The sequence below is a fragment of the Nostoc sp. LEGE 12447 genome (assembly GCF_015206985.1).
Lineage (GTDB): Bacteria > Cyanobacteriota > Cyanobacteriia > Cyanobacteriales > Nostocaceae > Nostoc.
In genome coordinates, this window is the sequence record NZ_JADEXT010000002.1 from 19,555 (window position 1) to 38,891 (window position 19,337).

General features: G+C 41.5%; 14 protein-coding genes and 1 pseudogene. 6 read left to right on the plus strand and 9 right to left on the minus strand.

Annotated features, from left to right (window positions below; translation table 11 throughout):
- Together IQ274_RS02595 and IQ274_RS02600 are read left to right on the plus strand one after the other, a co-directional pair.
- Positions 1–897, plus strand: a complete 897-nt coding sequence (locus IQ274_RS02595) for a prohibitin family protein (RefSeq protein ID WP_193867280.1) — start codon at positions 1–3, stop codon at positions 895–897.
- A gap of 139 nt (positions 898–1,036) precedes the next feature.
- The gene (locus tag IQ274_RS02600; RefSeq protein WP_167306217.1) at positions 1,037–1,429 is read left to right on the plus strand and encodes a nuclease A inhibitor family protein; all 393 of its coding nucleotides are present in this window, start codon (positions 1,037–1,039) and stop codon (positions 1,427–1,429) included.
- Positions 1,430–1,509: 80 nt separating this feature from the next.
- Here IQ274_RS02600 and IQ274_RS02605 read toward each other — a convergent pair whose 3' ends face one another.
- Positions 1,510–2,349, minus strand: coding sequence for a DNA/RNA non-specific endonuclease (locus IQ274_RS02605; RefSeq protein ID WP_163933528.1), 840 nt, complete (start codon positions 2,347–2,349; stop codon positions 1,510–1,512).
- Positions 2,350–2,668: 319 nt separating this feature from the next.
- Positions 2,669–3,166, minus strand: a complete 498-nt coding sequence (locus IQ274_RS02610; protein ID WP_163933525.1) for a DUF6174 domain-containing protein — start codon at positions 3,164–3,166, stop codon at positions 2,669–2,671.
- A 281-nt stretch (positions 3,167–3,447) separates the two neighbouring features.
- Here IQ274_RS02610 and IQ274_RS02615 point away from each other — a divergent pair, with 281 nt between their 5' ends.
- On the plus strand, positions 3,448–3,633 hold the full coding sequence (locus IQ274_RS02615; protein WP_163933522.1) for a transposase: 186 nt from the start codon (positions 3,448–3,450) through the stop codon (positions 3,631–3,633).
- A gap of 78 nt (positions 3,634–3,711) precedes the next feature.
- Here the strand turns inward: IQ274_RS02615 and ctpC are convergent, their stop codons facing one another.
- The 3 genes from ctpC to IQ274_RS02630 all read right to left on the minus strand — a co-directional run bounded on the left by ctpC (position 3,712) and on the right by IQ274_RS02630 (position 6,921).
- A complete protein-coding gene (gene ctpC, locus IQ274_RS02620) occupies positions 3,712–4,995 on the minus strand; it encodes a carboxyl-terminal processing protease CtpC (RefSeq protein ID WP_163933518.1) in 1,284 nt (427 codons plus the stop codon).
- Positions 4,996–5,308: 313 nt separating this feature from the next.
- Positions 5,309–6,535 (minus strand): (E)-4-hydroxy-3-methylbut-2-enyl-diphosphate synthase, encoded by a 1,227-nt coding sequence (ispG, locus tag IQ274_RS02625; protein ID WP_163937909.1) that lies wholly within the window; start codon positions 6,533–6,535, stop codon positions 5,309–5,311.
- A gap of 167 nt (positions 6,536–6,702) precedes the next feature.
- Positions 6,703–6,921, minus strand: a complete 219-nt coding sequence (locus IQ274_RS02630) for a hypothetical protein (protein WP_193867281.1) — start codon at positions 6,919–6,921, stop codon at positions 6,703–6,705.
- Between the two features lie 351 nt (positions 6,922–7,272).
- Between IQ274_RS02630 and IQ274_RS02635 the strand changes: the two genes are divergently transcribed.
- Together IQ274_RS02635 and IQ274_RS02640 are read left to right on the plus strand one after the other, a co-directional pair.
- On the plus strand, positions 7,273–7,557 hold the full coding sequence (locus IQ274_RS02635; RefSeq protein ID WP_193867282.1) for a HAMP domain-containing histidine kinase: 285 nt from the start codon (positions 7,273–7,275) through the stop codon (positions 7,555–7,557).
- Between the two features lie 16 nt (positions 7,558–7,573).
- Positions 7,574–9,790 (plus strand): PAS domain-containing sensor histidine kinase, encoded by a 2,217-nt coding sequence (locus tag IQ274_RS02640; protein ID WP_193867283.1) that lies wholly within the window; start codon positions 7,574–7,576, stop codon positions 9,788–9,790.
- Between the two features lie 70 nt (positions 9,791–9,860).
- Here IQ274_RS02640 and IQ274_RS02645 read toward each other — a convergent pair whose 3' ends face one another.
- The 4 genes and pseudogenes from IQ274_RS02645 to IQ274_RS02660 all read right to left on the minus strand — a co-directional run bounded on the left by IQ274_RS02645 (position 9,861) and on the right by IQ274_RS02660 (position 17,045).
- On the minus strand, positions 9,861–12,851 hold the full coding sequence (locus tag IQ274_RS02645; protein ID WP_193867284.1) for an NHLP bacteriocin export ABC transporter permease/ATPase subunit: 2,991 nt from the start codon (positions 12,849–12,851) through the stop codon (positions 9,861–9,863).
- A 7-nt stretch (positions 12,852–12,858) separates the two neighbouring features.
- Positions 12,859–15,087, minus strand: a complete 2,229-nt coding sequence (locus IQ274_RS02650) for an NHLP family bacteriocin export ABC transporter peptidase/permease/ATPase subunit (RefSeq protein ID WP_193867285.1) — start codon at positions 15,085–15,087, stop codon at positions 12,859–12,861.
- A gap of 54 nt (positions 15,088–15,141) precedes the next feature.
- Positions 15,142–15,540, minus strand: a pseudogene (locus IQ274_RS37945) (four helix bundle protein).
- Positions 15,541–15,605: 65 nt separating this feature from the next.
- Positions 15,606–17,045: an NHLP bacteriocin system secretion protein gene (locus IQ274_RS02660; RefSeq protein WP_193867286.1), complete on the minus strand. Its 1,440-nt coding sequence runs from the start codon at positions 17,043–17,045 to the stop codon at positions 15,606–15,608.
- A gap of 647 nt (positions 17,046–17,692) precedes the next feature.
- On the opposite strand from IQ274_RS02660, the gene IQ274_RS02665 reads away from it, so the two are divergent.
- A complete protein-coding gene (locus tag IQ274_RS02665; RefSeq protein ID WP_193867287.1) occupies positions 17,693–19,231 on the plus strand; it encodes a lipase/acyltransferase domain-containing protein in 1,539 nt (512 codons plus the stop codon).
- The last annotated feature ends 106 nt before the right edge of the window (positions 19,232–19,337 follow it).

A 19,337-nucleotide genomic window follows, 5' to 3' on the forward strand; every position in this document is an offset into this window, starting at 1 on the left:
ATGGGCTTTATAATCTCTCTTCTAACTAGCCTGATTGGAATCCTCGTTTATCTCAATACAGGTAGGATCTCTGGCGAAAAGTCGCGTTTAGCAATACGCACAATTACGATATTGATTAGCAGTATTGCAATACTGAATTCTATTTCTAGACTTGTGGTGATTGTCCCACCAGGCAATATTGGTGTCGTCAACTTATTTGGTGAGGTTTCCGAAACTACTCTTAATCCTGGTGTCCACTTGTTGAACCCCTTTAACAAAGTGTTGAATTTTTCCACTCGCATTAAGGATCTGAAGGAAAACATAGATGTAACAACCCAAGAAGGTTTGAGTCTAAATCTTGATGTCAGTCTTCAGTACAAGCTCGATCCCCAAAAAGCAGCCACAGTATATAAAACCATTGGAACTGATGAAACACAACTGTTAATTTCCAGATTCCGCTCTACTGTTCGCGCTATCACGGCAAACTACCCAGCTAGTGCTATTTACTCTACCAAACGTCAAGAAATCGCCCAAAAAATTGACCAACAACTCACCCAAGAGATACCCACTTTGGGTTTCATCGTTGAGGAAGCTCTTTTACGAAACGTCAAAATGCCTGATATTCTACAAGTTGCAATTCAAAACAAACTCAAGACAGAGCAAGAAAACCAGCAAATGAAATTTGTTTTAGAGAGAGAGCGTCAAGAGGCAGAACGAAAGCGTATTGAAGCTCAAGGTATAGCTGATTCTCAAAAAATTATCTCCGTTGGACTTACCAACCAAGTGCTACAATTACGAGCGATTGAAGCCACAGAAAAGCTAGCTCAATCAAATAATTCTAAAATTGTAATTATTGGTTCTGAAAAAGGTGGAGCGCCTATTCTGATCCAGCCAGAAGCAGGAACTTCAAGACCCTAAAATTTTCTGATTAGCGATCGCTGTGGTGTTGCTTCCTTCTACTAGAAATAAAATAAATAGTTAGTGTATCTCTCTCTCGGCTTTCCACTTTGCTGCTGGCTGAATGATACAGTATGAGCGTTGCTAGAAACTGATGACTATGAGCGGCGAGATTGTCGAAAAACTCAAGGAAGCTAGTACTGGCTTGTTAATGATGAGCGAGTCAGATTACCCTTTTGAGGTTGTTCAATGGAAAGGTGTAGCACCTGCAACCCAGGAGAAGATATTACAGCTAACAGGTTCTCAAAACCTGCCAGTCGAAGTAGTAGAGTTGGACTATTTTTTTCGTAATTGTGCATTTGAGCAAGAGTGGCACAATGAATTACTGAAAAAAGATGTTAAAAGATTTCAAACACTTATGCAGGCACTAAAAGATAATCTTAGTGACATCAGCGTTTATCGTGTTGGACAAATAAATATTGACGCTTATATCATCGGACAAACTAAAGACGGTGACTTAGCTGGAGTCGTAACAAAACTGGTTGAAACCTAGTAAGCAGGTTGGAAATTTCTTCAAATAAAAGCCTAGCCATCTGTGCAGCTAGGCTTTCTCATTTATGAAATCATCCAAACTTATAAATTATCTACTTGCGCTTCTATGACAGACTGAATAGATGTTGAAACTTGCGAGAGAAAATTGTATCCAGTTAGAGATTCTAATGAGTCAACGCTAACCCGATAGTTTCTCCAATTTGCTGTTCGTACCCCTTGGGCGTTGGGAATATTGACAGCAATGACTCTCGTGCTGGTTGTCACACCCGCAAGACCTGAACCAGGAGTATTCAATACAACAATAATTTTCCAGGTTCTGTTTGGGACTTGAACCCGTCCATTAGCTATTGTATAGAATGTTCCGTTAGAGCCAGTACCACCCATCCCATATCCACCAGATATGATGTAGAGTTCTTTGCCCTGTCCGACTAAAGTTCTGGCATAATCCTCTAAGTTTGCCCAAATTCCCTGATTGTTATCTGGGGCTTGAGCAATCATATTGCTCATCAAAAAGGTTGCAGAATTATTAGTAACACTACTAGTTCTGTCAGCGCTAGGTGTCATGTGACCGCGATCAAACCCACTTCCGCTAAAATCAGTGGATTGAACTTGATAACACCCAGAAGGAAGTGTTGTATCAGCCCGAAAAGTATCTTGCCTCGGTGTGCTACCTAACCAACTATTATTTAACTGCCAAGATACCCAATTTGGTCTACCTATTGAGCAGTTGTAACCAATTACATATTGTGGTTTTACCAACAAGTAGTTATTTTGGCTAGAAGTTCCAGCATTACTGGGGTTGCCAAGAGTTAGGTGAACACTTACTGATGACTGGGCTGGTACAATTTGTGCTAACCCAATTATAAATAAAGCCACCGTTACAAATGGCAGTAGAAACTTGAAAATCTTGATTTTTTTCACGTTTTTGTGCTTTTGATTACCAAAACAGTGTCCAAGTTCTTCGTTTCAATATCAAGTATTCAGTGATACAAAAAAAAATATTTTTTAATGATAAATATGTCGTGACACAATAGCCTAAAATCTTTATTAGATAAGAGTTTACAATCAAAAAACCCACTTTTGTGATGAGTGATGGCTTAAAATTTTGCATCTCTTAATTAGCAATGCCAATCTTTTTTCTTAAAGAAATTTGATTCACACGATAAATTAGGGCGATGCCTGTAGTGGAAAGCTACGCACTGGATCGCCTCAATATCTAATTTTATGGTTGCAACTGCGACTATTTAATTTCCTGAAAATTCTCAATTGTGAGATATATTTCTTCATCAGCTATCTGACTATTGTAATCTATCTCAATTTTGGTTGGATAGCCGAATTTAGGGCTGTAACTCACATTCAGGCTGTAGGCTTGACGGTTGATAGCATCTTGAATCACATTAAACAGCTTAGGAATTGTTTTATAGTTTTGAAAGAATTCTGGATTAACTGCTTGACCTGTAGCTACAGAAGTGATGGAAGTTGTTTGACCATTACGGACTTCAATAACTACTGGCCCCCTAGCGTCGGGTATACAAAAGCATCCATTACTAAATGTATAGCGATAGTTGGAAATATTTTGCTGATTCCACAAATAGCGATTAAATTTTAATCGCCTTAAATCCAAGTTATTATTTTTTGTTGGCGATTGTGCTATCTCTATGGGAGATTTTGACATTACTGGTAGGTTAAGACCGAAAGATAGCAATAATCCGGCACTGATAATGATAGGTAAACGCATATCAATTCACTTAATTTTAAAAGTGTTATATACATTAATTCATCTACTTGTTTAAATACACTTTATCTTTTGATTAAAATCCATCAGTGGTTAGCCAAGATCAAATAACAATAACAAATTTATTCTTCCCACAGCGATCGCTTACAATCGCATTTATTGCTTGTAACTTAGTTTTATGAAAATCGGTGCGATCGCAGATGTACGAAAATCTTTTCTCTATGCTGTAAAATCTTTTATGCTGTAAAATCTTTACTGTAAAAAACAGATTTTTTGTTTCAAGCATGGATGAATCACAAACTTGGTATATTGTCAAGCATTCTGCTGGTAATTGCGAAATAGTCCCCAGCGACAAAATGGGCGACGATGATTTAGAGATTATAGAACAGTGGGGGCCTTTTAGTTCGCAAGGAGAAGCGATCGCTCGGCGTGTCGGACTTATTAGAGCTGGAAAGTGCCAACCAGTTTAAGTTAGGAGTTAGAAATGATGGTTTTTATTCCTAAATCTTTACTACTCACTCCTAACTCCTAACTTTATTCTTAACTCTTCATTTTTCTGCTGTGGTTGTGCCCTTAGCAGCAATCTTTTTACCTATTACTTCCACTGCTTTAGCGAATTGGGGATCTTGTAAGGTAGCGAGTTTATCGCGTTCATGGAGCCATAATTCCTGCATCTGCTCTTTGGTCAACTCTACCTTCACATCTGGATTAATACCTTTGTGATTAATATCCGTACCATTAGGAGTATAGTAATGAGCAATTGTTACCGCCAATCCTGAGCCATCTTCTAAGGGACGTACCGATTGCACTAGTCCTTTACCAAAGGTTTGAGTACCAACCAAAGTAGCACGCTTGTTGTCCTTCAAAGCCCCTGAAAGGATTTCACTCGCACTAGCTGAACCTTTATCTACTAGCACCACCAAAGGTTTATCCGTTAAGGCGCGTCCGTTTGCCTCTTCTTTTTCTGCCTCTCCTTGGCGTTCAACGGTGGAGACAATCTTACCTTTATTTATCCACATCCGGGCAATGTCTACACTGGAGAACAGTAAGCCACCAGGATTACCACGTAGATCCAGAATATATCCAGCTACCTTTTTGCTTTCTAAATCCTTGATAGCTGTTTGCATTTCTTTACCAGCATTAGCGCTGAACTGGTTCAGGCGAATGTAGCCAAGATTACCTGCTGGAGTTTGCTTTTGGGAATATTTAACTGGATGAATTTCAATCCGCGCCCGTTTGATGTCTAATTGTTTTATCTGACCGTCGCGCTGAATCGTTAGGCTAACTTGCGTTCCGGCTTCACCTCGAATCAGGGCTACTGCTTGATTAGTATCCATCCCCTTGGTGCTTTTGTTGTCGATTTTGAGGATGACATCTTTTGCCAAAACGCCAGCTTTAAATGCTGGTGTGTCTTCGATTGGCGCGATTACAACCAGCTGCTTAGTTTTTTCATCTTGACTGATAGTGATCCCAATCCCGATCAATTCGCCAGAAGTGTCCACTTGCATATTTTTGAATTCTGCTGGGTCCATAAAACGGGTGTATGGATCTTCCAGCTTTTTCAGCATTTCCCGAATAGACTTATACGCCTCTTGGGGATTACTGTAGGACTTGCTTAAGTACTCCTTACGAACAGCCTGCCAATCTACCTGATTGAAAGTACCATCTACATATTGGCGCTGAACAATTTGCCAAACTTCATCTACTATTTCTTTGGGACTTGCTTTAAATAAAGCCTGACCTCGCGAGTGAATGCCAAGGCTAGTAACTGCGATCGTGGAGAGTGTCACCGCCGTAGCACCCAAAACAAGCCTACTTTTTGTAATCACCATAATGACAGCTGCGTCAGAGGGAAAATATATAGTCAGTATGCTCAATCTAACACAGGCTTTCACTGTACAGACCGAGTATGTATTCTTAATTTAAACAAAATACTTGACAATCCGGCGACCTTGGTCGTTATCAATACAAAAGTTTTAAGATTCGGAATTGAGAATTGGGCATTGGGAATTGGGCATTGGGAATGGGGAATGGGAATTGGGCATTGGGTATTGGGTATGAAGAAGAGACAAAGGATACAAGGAAGAGTGGGAGACGGAGAGACTTGTTTAATAATTCCCCATTGTCCCCCTGCTCCCTCTCTCCTTAAGGTTCTACCCAGCGTTCATCTGCCTTGATGAGGTTAATTAATTCCTCTACACCTTTTTCTTCCGGGACTTTTTTAATTTCTTCTCGACCACGATATAAGGAAATGTAACCAGGTGTTTTGCCAACATAACCATAGTCGGCATCTGCCATTTCGCCGGGGCCGTTGACAATGCAACCCATAACCGCTATGTCTAACCCAGTCAGGTGTTTAGTGGCTTCCCGGACTTTGTGTAACACTTCTTCTAGGTTAAACAAAGTGCGCCCACAAGAAGGACAAGCAACGTATTCCACCATTGTTTTTCGCAATCCCAAAGCTTGGAGAATGCTGTAACAGACGGGAATCTCTTTTTCTGGTGCTTCTGTGAGTGAGACGCGAATTGTATCGCCAATGCCATCAGCAAGTAGGGTAGCAATACCAGCCGTGGATTTAATTCGCCCATATTCGCCATCACCAGCTTCGGTAACGCCTAAATGTAGCGGATAATCCATACCCAGTTCATCCATGCGCTTGGCGATCAGGCGATAGGCGGCTAGCATCACAGGTACTCGTGAAGCTTTCATGGAAATTACCAAGTTGCGGAAATCCAAGGATTCACAGATGCGAATGAATTCTATGGCAGATTCCACCATTCCTTCTGGGGTGTCACCGTAGGTAAATAGCATCCTCTCGGCGAGAGAACCGTGATTTACTCCAATTCGCATTGATTTACCTTGATCTCGCAAAGAAACTACTAGAGGTTCTAGAGTTTCGCGGATTTTATCGCCAATTTCGTCAAATTCGGATTGAGTGTACTCGGTTCGATTGACGTTGGGCTTTTCAAAGACATACAACCCCGGATTAATCCGCACTTTTTCTATGTGCTTGGAGACTTCCAGTGCGATTTTTAGCCCATTATGATGGACATCAGCCACAACTGGCACGTCTTGGTAAGTTTTTATTAATTTTTGTTTAATTTCTGCTAAAGCTTTAGCATGAGCCATACTCGGCACTGTAACACGGACAATTTCGCAGCCAATTTCGTGCAGACGACGAATACCAGCTACGGAACCATCAATATCAAGGGTGTCTTCGTTAATCATTGACTGCACTACAACGGGGTAGCCACCGCCAATGGTGACATTTCCTACCTTTACGGGACGGGTTTTACGCCGCTTGATAGTCGTATCAAAGATAGGTTGACTTGATGCAGTATTTGAAGTATCTACTATGGGCAGAGTTTGCATAACCTGATCGGGTAAATTTGCAGTAGCTAAAAATATCAGATTTGATAAATCTCTGTTTCCCAGATTGCCACAGCTAGTGGCTCTTTTGGACGATTATGTAGAAAAAATTGGAGAATTGAGTCGGCAAAGAATTAAAAACTTTTCTAACTGAGCAGTGTTAGTGAGGTTTAACGACGCGATCGCTCTATTACTGAGTGATAAGTACTACTAGCAATAGCTGTAATTATTTGTCTGGTATATTTTCGCTGTTGTGATAGTTGTGTAGCGATGTACCAATACGTTTGATACTTTATCGAGATAAGTGATTTTGAACCTTGTAAGCTTAATGCCTTTGGCATATCGCAACTACGGCTTACCGAAGCGATCGCGATCGTGCAGTTCGTCAAAATCGATGATTGGCCCCTTGGGTACAATTCGATTTGGATTAATCTCGGTCATACTGCGGTTATCCATTTACCTCCGACCATCATTCTTGATGCCATAATTCTCTCCTAAGCGTGATGGTGTAATTCTGCCTTTGCTAGTTTAGTTAACTCGATAAAAGCGCTATCCAAATAGTAATGTAAGTCATTTTGCTAAATGATAGCGATTATTGTACAGATACAGCAGTTTGCAAATAAGCGAGGTAGAAAATGCAGAACTCACGCATCAGAAAGAGTTTCTGCCTCCTGCACCCTGCCAAAATAATGATTACTACCTGAGATAGAACTGGCGTTAAGCATTTGGGAAGACTAAATATGAAAGCCTTCAAGATTTGTAGCATGGTTAGTATTCCTGGATACCACGTAACTGAAGAAATCTCCAATGGTTCGAGAACCCTAGTTTATCGAGAGTATCGAGAAACTGACTTTTCCCTCAAAGATGATTTTGGTTTTGATCGGAGGCGATATGTCGGGTATTTACAAGAGTTTTTAGCGATCTCTCGAAAAATTATAGTGGAAAAACATAGTGGTTCGATCCAATGCAACTCTTCTCCAGGGCAAGGTACGGAATTTGAGATATTAATTCCAGTTCAACAGTAAGCAGGAGAAACAAGTAATGCATAACACAGAATTCGAGCAAGAAATACTTTTTCTTCGTCAGCAAAACGCTCAGTTACAGCAACAACTGGCAAAATCCACCACAGAATTCAGTGCAGAAATCGCCCAATTAGAACAGAAACTTAGAGAATCAAAACAACTATTAGAAAGTAATTGTCAAGCAGAACTAACCTTCAAGGCTTCTCAAGCAGAATTACTAGCATTGTTTAACGCCATACCAGATGTGATTCTCATCCTTAATGCCGAAGGACGCTACCTCAAAATTGCTCCTAGCGGTGCGCCTTTACTATACCAACCACCTGCGGAACTAATAGGTAAAACCATGCACGAGGTTTTACCTTCTGCTTTTGCAGACTCTTTTCTCAACTGCATTCAACAGGCACTAAAAACCAAGAAAACTTTCAAAATCGAATATAGCTTGCCCATTGGCGATCAAGAAGTTTGGTTTGAGGCGAGTATTGCGCCAATGAGTGAGGATACTGTTGTTTGTGTAGCTAGGGATATTAGTAATGTTTACAACGAGCTTCGTCTACGCAAAGCAGCTGAGGCAACCTTAAGTCAACAAGAAGCTCAGTATCGCAGCATTTTTGAGACTGTGAATGATGGCATCAATGTTGTTGATTTAGATACAGGTAAGATTGTCGCTGCCAATCCCGCTTTTTGTCAGATGCATGGCTATTCTCAAGCAGAATTTTTCCACTTAAGTCCTACAGATTTTATTCATCCCGATTCTTTTCAGCAATTCGAGAAATTCATCAACACAATCAAGATAGGAGGTGAATTTCACACTCAGGCTGTAAATATTCGCAAAGATGGCACTTATTTTGATATAGAAGTTACAGGCAAACTATTGAACTACAATGGCAAACTTCATGCACTTTCGGTAGTGCGAGATATTAGCGAGCGTAAACTTGCTGAACAAGAGCAAAGAAGACTGCTAACTATTTTAGAAGCCACAACTGATATCGTCGGTATGGCTGATGCAGATGGAAATAGTTACTACCTAAACAAAGCAGGGCAGAAGATTTTACAAATTCCAGCCTCAGAAACTAACAAATTTCATATTAGCGAGGTTATAGGACTATCAATATTAGAAAAATTCCAGAATGAAATAATACCTACCGTAGTTCGAGAAGGGATTTGGTCTGGAGAATCTATATTTCGCTGTCGCAATGGTGAAGAGTTTCCAGTTTCCCAAGTGCTGATTGCCCACAAAAATGAACAAGGCGAAATAGAATTCTTCTCAACTATTGCCCGTGATATCCGCGATCGCAAACAAATCGAAGCCCAGCTTAGACAACATGCAGAAGATTTAGCCCAAACTCTTCAAGAACTCCAACGTACCCAAGCACAAATGATTCAGGCAGAAAAAATGTCTAGTTTGGGTCAACTCGTGGCCGGAGTCGCCCATGAAATCAATAACCCTGTCAATTTTATCCACGGTAATCTCAGCCATCTTGAAGAACATACCCAAGATTTATTACGGTTAATTAACTCATATCAAATCATTAACCCGCCTGAATTTCAGAACGGTAATTGCTACTCTGGAGAAGCAAGCTACGCGTTAGCAGAGCAACTCAACCCACTGTTGACTTTATGCCAAGAAATTGACCTGGAATACATTCAGAAAGATTTACCAAAAATCTTGAATTCAATGAAAGTGGGAACTCAACGCATCCGTCAGATTGTCCTGTCACTGCGTACTTTCTCGCGCATGGATGAAGCCGAGTTTAAAGCTGTAGATATTCACGAAGGCATAGACAGTACCTTAATGATTTTGCAACATCGCCTCAAAGAAAAACCAGAATTTCCCGAAATTAATGTAATCAAAAACTACGGTAGCTTACCTTTAGTAGAATGCTACGCTGGACAACTGAATCAGGTGTTTATGAATATTTTTGCAAATGCTATTGATGCCTTAGAACAAAAAACAGACAATGAAGTTTCTCTACCCAAAATTACCATACATAGTACGTTAATAGATTCTCATTGGGTTAAAATCGCGATTGCCGACAATGGTTTAGGGATGCCAGAAGGAGTTGAAAAGCAGGTTTTTAATCCATTTTTTACCACCAAGCCTGTGGGTAAGGGAACAGGTATGGGAATGTCTATTAGTTATCAAATTATTACCGAAAAACATGGTGGCAAATTGGAGTGTTACTCAACACCAGGTCAAGGAACAGAGTTTGTAATTAAAATTCCAATTCGGCATTAGATAGGCATTGGGCAATTGGCGGCAATCAATCAGCATAGCAATGATTGTATTGTCTTAAGAATAAAAGGTGTTATGACTGCCGGACTACAAGTCGGGCAAATAGCCCTTCTTCTGCAATTAATTTTGAGAAATTACCCATCTGCACTACATTACCTGCATCAAGAACATAAATGCGGTCTGCATGACGAATTGTACTGAGGCGATGGGCAATCACCACTCTGGTAGCATTTAATTTGGCTAAACTTTCAGTTACAATTGCCTGGGTGCGATTATCCAGAGCGCTGGTTGCCTCATCCATTAAAATAATTTTGGGCTTTGCAACTAGCGATCGCGCAATCAATAATCTTTGCCGTTGTCCCCCAGAAAGATTAGTACCACCCTCAGCGATTATAGTATGCATTCCCATCGGCATTTGCTTGATATCATCAGCAAAGCCTGCCATCTGTGCAGCTTCCCAAGCTTCTTCTAGAGAAACCAAGGCTCCGGCGGTGATATTATCAAAAATTGAGCCAGTCCCGAATTTGCCATTTTGCAATACTACTCCCAACTGCCTGCGTACAGCCTGAAGTTCCAAATCTGCTAAGTCTTGGCCATCATAGTAGACACTGCCTGTTAGTGGAGTCTCAAATCCCAGTAACAACCGGAATATCGTTGATTTACCACTTCCAGAAGGGCCAATAATCGCCACAAACTCTCCTGGATCAGCATGGAAACTGACATTATTGAGAATTAAGTTGCCATGTTCCGAGTAGCGAAAACTCACATTTTCTAGGGCAATGCGACCACTTAATTGACCAGGGTTAACTTTGGTTGAGCCATCTTCAGGCTGCGATCGCCAAATCGGTTTTGCCCGTTCCCATATTGGTACAATCCCCCAAATCTCAGATACAGTATTGCTCAGGTCAATTATCCCTTTAATGAAAATTGTCAAAGCATAGTTAAAAGCAACAAATATACCAAGTGTGAGGCGTGGCTGTATCAACAGCATCGCCAATCCGAAAAGCAATATAGAACTGACTAAGGGTAGTGCTTCATTGAATACAGACATACCATCTTTAATCTGTTGCCAATTCGCCTTTAGTCGAATTTGCTGGCTATACTTTTTTGCCCAAGCAGCAAATGCCCGTTCTTCTGCCATTGCTACCCGCAGTTTGGCAACACCGTTGATTAGTTGGACAGTGAGTCCCTGAATCGCGCCATTGAGTTCTTGCTGTTTGCGGGATTTCTTCACCAAGAGGAAACTTGCAACTGTCGTAATCGCAGCAGCAAAGATTGCTAAACCCACTCCCACCAACGCTAATTGCCAGCTGTAAATAAACATCAACACTAAATTGAGTAAGGCAAAAACCCCACTCAACAACGTTTTTTGGGTAGCACCGCTCAGTTTTTGATGAATTTCCCTCACCGCCATGACACGGTTAACTAAGTCTCCGGCAGTATACTGACGAAAAAATCTCGGACTTAATCTCAGCAGCCGATCCCAAATAGCTGGTTGCAATACGCTATCAGTGGCGCTTTCAACTCGGAGGGTAATAATACTTTGGGCAATTTGAAAAGCTAGCTGCCCAAAGGCAACTGCAAACATTACCAATCCTATCTGCCACAGTAAAGCGCGATCGCTATCTGGAATGGCATTATTGATTAAAATTGCTGTTGCTTGTGGTGCAACCATTCCCAATATCGTCCCCAGTAGCCCCACTACTAAAATACTAGCGATATCTTTTTCATAACCTTTAACCCCAAACCGAAGTAAATCGATGGCTTTGAGTGCAACTTGGGGCAACGGTCGATACAGAACGTAGGCAGATGTTGTCAGTGTTTTTGCTACTGCCTCATTTACGGGGATGCGAGTTCGCGTAACTGGGTCAAAGATTACATAATCCCGCTTATCTGTGGGTAACAAAGCTACTGGGCGCTTTTCTAATTGAGTATAAGCTAACATCGGCCCTTGATCTTGCCGCCACCAGCCACTTGCCAAAGTCACACGCCGGATACGAATTTGCGATGATTGGGCGATCGCTGCCACAGGGTCTTTAATTGAATTAAAATTATCTGCTGCTGGACGAATCTCAATTCCCAATGTTCGTCCAATTGCTCCCATTGCTACCAAGAGAGGCGGTCCCTCTTGAGATACAGCTTCTTGCTGTGGTTGCAATACTGTTGCTAATTCAGAGAGTGCGCCCTCAATTACTTGCTGATTAAGTTGCTCTCTTTGCTGAAACTGCCGAAATTCTGCTTCTGCTTGTTTGTTTACTAGCAAACTCAAGTAGTGAAAAAAATAAGTATGTGAACAGACTAAACCGCTACGTATTTCTTCATAACTTGGTAAATCTGCGGTTGTTAATACTTGTCCAATAACTGCATTTTCTGCCTCCAGCCACATCGCACTCGTGAGGGGAAAAGCTGGCGAGGCAGGATTCAACGTTAGTTCTTCAACTCCCATCCAGCTAACATTACCTTGCTGCAACTTCACCCACACAAGTGTTTGTTGCCACAGATGTAGTGCCTCACCAGCCGACAATGAAAAATCCTCTCCCGATGTCTGCACAATGTTTAATGGCGTTGTCACGACTGTTTGCTGGGCACTAAGAGACTGACTTAAATGATTTACCCAACCTTCTAAAAGCTTTATGGCTTGAGAATCAGCCGCCCCAATTCCCTGAACCAAATCAACCATTGACATCTGGCATAATTGGGTAGGTTCAATTGCGATCGCTACAAAACTCCACTTGCTTTCTTTCGGTAACAAAGCCGCACTAAACAATGCTTCTCCAGCGTTGACATGAAACAGATAGCGGCGCTGCTCCTTTAGTAAACTGTTATCAAGGAACGCTGGGCGCACAGGGCAGTCTTCTTCCTGCCTCCTGCCTCCTGCCGACGCTCGCGGACTCGCTAACGCTGCGCTATCCTGCCTCCTGCCTCCCTCAACAACTCCAGTCGCAAAAACAGCTAATGTTCCAGACTGCACTATCCATAGCGTTTCTGAGTCATTTAACAATACTGGTTCATTCGCCTGAAAGGAGTACAGTTTAGAAGAAGGATTCACCTGCGGGCCACTCATTGCTCAACTATGCCTCTGCTGCGTGGAGTAGGCGAACATAAGTTCCGCCTTGCTGCCATAATTCCTCATGGGTACCACTTTGGACAATTTTACCTTGGTCTAGAACAATAATTTTATGGCAATCACGAATTGTACTCAGGCGGTGGGCTACTACAATACATGAGCAACCACGCTGTCGCAAGTTACGGTTAATCATCAATTCGGTTTCTACATCGAGGGCGCTGGTTGCTTCATCCAGTACTAATATTGTGGGATTTCTCACCAAAGCGCGGGCGATTTCTAGACGTTGGCGTTGCCCACCACTGATATTCATACCGCCTTCAATCAATTCAAAGTCATATTTGGCAGGCATAGAAGCGATCGCATCATGAATGGCTGCATCCTGACAAGCTTGCACCAAATCAGCTTCTGGCACAGTTGAATCCCAAAGAGTGATATTATCTCGCACAGTCCCCGCAAATAAAAAGATATCTTGCTCAACCATTGCCAATGAGTTAGCCAACACAGAACGCTTAATTTGCGATCGCTCTACACCATCAAAACAGATTTCCCCTACCCAAGGCTGATAAAGACCACAAATTAATTTAGCAATCGTAGATTTCCCTGAACCACTTCCCCCCACAAGCGCTATGCGTTGTCCAGGTTGAACAGTTAAGCTAAAATTCTCAATTAAGGCAGGTTCCACGCGACTGTAGCCAAAACTGATATTTCGTAATTCAATATGTCCCTGTAATTGCCACAGAGATGAAAAAGTAATTTCTCCCCCTGCCTCCCCTGCCCCCTGCCCCCTGCCCCCTGCCTCCTGCCTCTCCTCCACTTCCAAATCAACGGGATTTTGCAGCACATCATCAAGGCGATTTAAATCAGCTTCTAAATCTTGCAGCGTGCTGCCAAAATTAACGAGGCTATTAACTGGCTCTAAGAAGCTCAGTGTTAAACTTTGGTAGGCAACCAGCATCCCAATACTGAGATTGCCATTCATTACCTGAAAGCCGCCAACCAGCAAAATAGAAGCTGTGGTTAGGGCTGTCAAAATTGTGGGTAATGTGGTGAGAATTTGAGTTTGTAAGCCTAATTGTTGTTGGGCGTTGAGCGCTTTAGCGTAATAACCCGCAAACCGAGCAAATAAATCTGACTCTAGCCCAGAAGCTTTGATGGTTTCTATCGTTTGGATGCCGCTAATCGTTACTCCACCGACCTTGCCATATTCCTGAGCTAGGCGCATATTTGTATCTACACGAGTTTGCGATAAAAATAGGAGGGCGAAAATATTGATTGCAGCAAAACCAACTGCGATCGCACTCAATAATTGGTCATACTGAATCATTATCAGCAGGTAAAAAACCATCATTACTGCATCAATTAATGTGGTTGCCAAAGGCCCTGAGAGTACTTCCGCCACTCCGTCATTCAGTTGCACTCGACTACTGATTTCCCCAGCAAAACGTTGGTCATAAAACCCAATAGGCAATCTCAGGATATGCCAGAGAAACTGTCCTGATGTGCTGACTGACAACTTAACCATCAATCGCCGCAGATAAGTCAGCCGCAGTCTCGCAAGGAATGCCCGCAATATAGTAGTTAACAACATCCCTAACAATAAAGGTCGTAACCAATCTTGCCGGTCTTGGACTAAAATCTCATCGATAAACACTTGAGCAAAGGCTGGCACCGCTAATCGAGGCAATGTTAACAACAACCCAGCCAGTAAACAAAACAAGATAGTAACTCGTGAGTTTTGTAAACGGGTAGTTAAAGCCGAAATTATGTGATTTTTTTTGCCACCCTTCTGGAAGTCTGCTCCTGGTTCCATTGTCAGCACAACACCAGTGTATGCGCGATCGAACTCTTCCCAACTCACTGTTCTCCGACCATTGGCAGGATCATTGAGGTAGACGCGTTTTTTGCTATATCCTTCTACCACGAGAAAATGGTTAAAATTCCAAAAGGCAATGTAGGGAAGACGGGTAGCTGTCACTTTTTCTAGAGACAGTTTTAAACCTTTAGCATTGAGCCCATAGTTTTTGGCAGCTTTGAGAATATTAAAAGCTTTACTCCCATCCCGCGAGACACCGCATTCTTCACGCAGTTTAGCCAGTGGCACAATCCGCCCGTGATAGCTCAGAATTATTCCTAAAGCAGCCGCACCACATTCGACCGCTTCCATTTGCAAAAGTGTAGAAGTACGAACACGATTTGGTTTAAATTTGGGAATTGGGAATGGGGCATTGGGCATGGGGAAGGGCAAGGGGCAAGGGGGAAAGGGGAAAGGGGAAGGGGGAAGATTTTATTATTTTAATGACTGATTTATGGATTGAATTTGATTAGATAGCATACGGCTCAACTCCATAGCTTGATTATGAAGTTGTGTATAAGTTGGTTGGTCTAAATAGCCCACTTCTAAGGCTACTCTTAAAAGACTGCGAACTTCCCCGGCAGATCCTTTGGCAATATTTAGAAAGTTTAAGTATTCTTTGCGAGAATATCGTTCAAATCCTTCCCTACGGGACGCTCCGCGAACAGCAATATTTGTAGGTATTGATACACTAGCACGTCTTAATTGATCCCTTCAACCAAAGTCTCTATTGAGTTCACCGTCCTTAGTTATTAAGTATATTTGCTTAACTAGGTCAATACTTTTTTGCCATACTCTTAAATCCTCAAAAGTTTCAATTTTTTTCCTTGCCATTCCTTTCCCCTTTCCCCTTTCCCTTTCCCCTTATCCTAGTGACATTCTATTCTCTCATCCCCAAATTAATAAATCCCCGTCCAAGATCGCAGCATAGGAATAATATAAGAAATTGGTGCTTTTTCCCCAACTTTCACTTGAACTGATGTAGTTGTCCCAGAAGATATTTTTAAAGCAGGGCCATCAGAGGATGACCATTTGTAGCCACTGACTGATGTCGGATTTTCTTGGAGTTGGACAAAAGCTTGCACCTGACCTTCGCCTTTACCCGCAAGACTGGCAGCCATTTCTTTGTTACCAACGATCGCTGTAATATCTTGTGTACTTACCGGAAATGAAGAAATATCTGCGATCGTTCCGACAATACCACCTTCGCGTTCACGCTTGGCAAAACTGGGAGTTACCTGTACAGCCATCCCTGGCTTGATTTGCTTACCATCTTTATTAGCAAAGTAAACAAGGCTCATAAGTTTTGAATTTACTTCTTCAGCTTCGATTGACCCTAGACGAGTACCCGGATTCATCATTTGACCGGGGACAGCACTCACTTCCAGAATATGACCATTGTATTTGCTGATGATTCTACTTTCTTGAGATAGTTGCAGTTCCAATTGGGCTATACGGCGCTTTACTTCCCGAATTTTATTTGTTTTGTCAATTGATTGCTTCAGGTCTTGCTCGTGTAATTTAGTATTTTGAGTATTCAGGTCTTTAATTTTCGTTTTAATTTCGTCAATTCTATTAAGATTTTCCAGATATTCTCGTTGTGTGGTGGTTTCTTGAATTTCCAGATCCTTTAGTTGCACGTCAATATCTGACAGTTCGCTTTGAGTGTTAAAATATTCCTGTTCAGCTTGTACCAACATATCTTGGCTGATGACATGCTGCTCAAAAAGGTGACGACGATTATCAACTCGTCCTTTAAGAGTTTTAAGTAAATAATTAATTTGTTGTTTGCGAGAGTTAATGCTTTGACGTTTTTGAGCGATCGCTCTCAATGTTTGATCGCGTAACTTGGGTGCATCTTGCTCTCGACGCAGATTATTTTCCAAATCCATTCTCTGCTGCCCAAGAGTAATGATTTGTTGGTCAATCAGCAGCTTTTGTAACCTGTCAGTCTCTTGATTTTGGGTTTGCAATTGTTGCAACTTTACTTGCTCTTGCTGTAACTGCTGCTTTAGCGCTGATTGGTCGATAATACCCAGCACATCACCTTGTTTAATAACATCTCCCGCCTTTACCTTCAGAGTTAGTAACGGGCCAGAACTGGGTGCTTGAAATTCTACAACATGGTGCGGTTTAATCAAGATACCTTGACCTGTGACAGTCAGGGGAATTCTGCCGAACACACTCCAAAGGCCAGCTACAGCAACCACAAAACTCAAAGTAGATAAAGTCAACCAAGCTTGAGGCTTGACTACATTTATCGCTTGATCCAGTTGTTCTGGTGAAGATAAGCGTTCCAGAGCTTCTTGGCGAAAGATGTGGCTGTGTTTTAGTTGCATTGTTCTCCTTCTTGCTGAAAGCACCCAGAACCTTAAATACTTCTAGACTTTTAAGATTAAAGTGCGATCGGGGAGAACTAGGGGAGAAATAAGGGAAGCGATCGCTTCTACTGCTTCAACAAAGCACAAACATCACCAATACCTTCCACTCCTTTTCCCTTTAACCGAGCAGTATTGAGCCAGGTTTACATTACTCTTACTCAACAATTGCAGTGCCTAGCCGTTATTTTCAAAAATCTGTTGTCAAGATATCTTCTGTTTAACCAGTTGTTTTAAACGAAAGTATTATTTTTCTGGTGTCAGAGGTTCGGATTGACTTTCATTTGGTATATAAAATACCCAGGTATCGGGAAAGTAATACACCACTATTGCACTAATCAGCTTTAGGTGATTCACCATTCACCATGTTTCATTTATTAGAAAATATCCGATTTAGGTTAAGAATAAAACTATACCTATCCGAGAACCGAGTTTTCACTTACCTCCTCTGACAGATTTTTTACTTAAGTGTCTTATCTGTCTTAACTGTCCTTGTGTCACTTTTTCAGCCATGCTAAGTTTCGGGGTGAAATGAGCAACTGTGCAGAAAGTTACGCTCTAATTTCAAGTCTTAAACATAGAAATTCCCAAAACCAAGGTAATAACAAATGGCAACACCTAACCAAGAACTTTATCCGGTTATCTTAATACATGGAATATCAGGATCTAGGCTCATCTCAAAACAAACAGTATTTCCAATACAACCGCCACCAATCTCGAAAGTAGAAGAAGAACATCCAATTTGGCTGAATCTATTGATGAGTACAGTACCAGCACGACCGATACCAAATGATGATGCAGAAATTAACAGCAACCCTGAAAAAGTAACTTTAAAAACACTTGGATGGAATCTACCAGATGCTACAATTTCTTCTAGGACTGTCCCGATTACTCCGGCTCCGTGGTGGAAAACACAAATGACATTAGGGGTTGATGGTATAACCGCCTTCAATGACGAGGATAATCATCCTGTAGAGGGATTTAAAGCAATTGAGAGGATAGCTCCAGACATAGAGCCTGATTTTGATCCTGAGACTGGCAAAGACAATCGATATTTTGCCGCTTTAATTGAGAAGTTAGTAGAACAAGGATATGTGAAGAATGAAAATAATAATCAAGGTAACTTGGTAGCTTTTCCATATGATTGGCGAGTATCACCAAAAGGTCTGAACGAAAAGTATGACTACTTTAATAAGCTCAAAAACGAAATACAAAAGCAACGCGAATATAACCAAAAACGTGTAGTGATAATAGCTCATAGTATGGGAAATCGAGTTACGCAGTATTTTCTTCAGTGGGTTAAAAATAAAAAAGAGTTAGGGGAAGAGTGGATACATGAAAATATAGAACGATATATAGCAGTTAGTCCACCGTGGCTTGGCGGCCCTTTAGCAATTCGTTTTCTAGGATCAGATGATCCAATAGTATTAGGAAAGGCAGCAATAAAGGATCTTAAATCAGTAATACAAAGCTATTCGAGTGTTCCTTGGCTATTGCCCATAACAAAAGCGCCACAGGCATTTTTGAACACTGAACATTTTGCGTTTGTCAAAGAGAACAGCAAAGCTCCATCAACAATCAATAACTTTCAGCCAAAAACAATCCAAGATATATTAACAGATGGAGGAGCCGAACAAACTACACTGAAATATCAGCAGGAGCATTATCAAAACGATAATTTGATACGTAGTATTGTGGACGGCGACGGGGGTAAGCTGGTAGAGTGCCCACCTGTTCAGAAATTAGATGTTATCTATGCATATGGCACACCTACACATGTCGGTGCATACTACATTTCTTCTCTAGAAGAGATAGACGGAGAACAAACAAAATCACTGAGAGTAGCAGCAGACCTGAACGACACAGGCGGAAACTTTCTTGTAAAAGAAGGAATAAGATTTGAAATAGAGGGTACTACAACACAACTGATAGATGGATCAACACATTCAGGAGATGGAATAGTTCCATACGGAAGCTTGACATATCACAAGCATTGGCAGAAAAACAAGTCGCTAAAAACCGAAATAGGAGATCACGGTTTTCAACTTAGCGATGCGGCTACATATCCAGGACATGAGGAAATTTTAAAGGTTAACGAAGGTATTAATAAAATCCTGGAGTTGTTACGCAACGTGCATTTTGATTAAAGTTGGCGTAGATATAGCGGGGGGTAAATGAGCTTGGTAACATAATTAAGTAGTTTAAAAGCAGATGGCACTAACCATCTGCTTTTAAACTTTTATGAGAAAAACT

Bases quoted from the DNA above. Each gene is read 5' to 3' on its own strand.
- IQ274_RS02595 (WP_193867280.1), top strand. From the start codon at position 1: ATGGGCTTTATAATCTCTCTTCTAACTAGCCTGATTGGAATCCTCGTT.
- IQ274_RS02600 (WP_167306217.1), top strand. From the start codon at position 1,037: ATGAGCGGCGAGATTGTCGAAAAACTCAAGGAAGCTAGTACTGGCTTG.
- IQ274_RS02610 (WP_163933525.1), bottom strand. From the start codon at position 3,166: ATGCGTTTACCTATCATTATCAGTGCCGGATTATTGCTATCTTTCGGT.
- IQ274_RS02615 (WP_163933522.1), top strand. From the start codon at position 3,448: ATGGATGAATCACAAACTTGGTATATTGTCAAGCATTCTGCTGGTAAT.
- ctpC (WP_163933518.1), bottom strand. From the start codon at position 4,995: ATGGTGATTACAAAAAGTAGGCTTGTTTTGGGTGCTACGGCGGTGACA.
- ispG (WP_163937909.1), bottom strand. From the start codon at position 6,535: ATGCAAACTCTGCCCATAGTAGATACTTCAAATACTGCATCAAGTCAA.
- IQ274_RS02635 (WP_193867282.1), top strand. From the start codon at position 7,273: ATGAAAGCCTTCAAGATTTGTAGCATGGTTAGTATTCCTGGATACCAC.
- IQ274_RS02640 (WP_193867283.1), top strand. From the start codon at position 7,574: ATGCATAACACAGAATTCGAGCAAGAAATACTTTTTCTTCGTCAGCAA.
- IQ274_RS02645 (WP_193867284.1), bottom strand. From the start codon at position 12,851: ATGAGTGGCCCGCAGGTGAATCCTTCTTCTAAACTGTACTCCTTTCAG.
- IQ274_RS02650 (WP_193867285.1), bottom strand. From the start codon at position 15,087: ATGCCCAATGCCCCATTCCCAATTCCCAAATTTAAACCAAATCGTGTT.
- IQ274_RS02660 (WP_193867286.1), bottom strand. From the start codon at position 17,045: ATGCAACTAAAACACAGCCACATCTTTCGCCAAGAAGCTCTGGAACGC.
- IQ274_RS02665 (WP_193867287.1), top strand. From the start codon at position 17,693: ATGGCAACACCTAACCAAGAACTTTATCCGGTTATCTTAATACATGGA.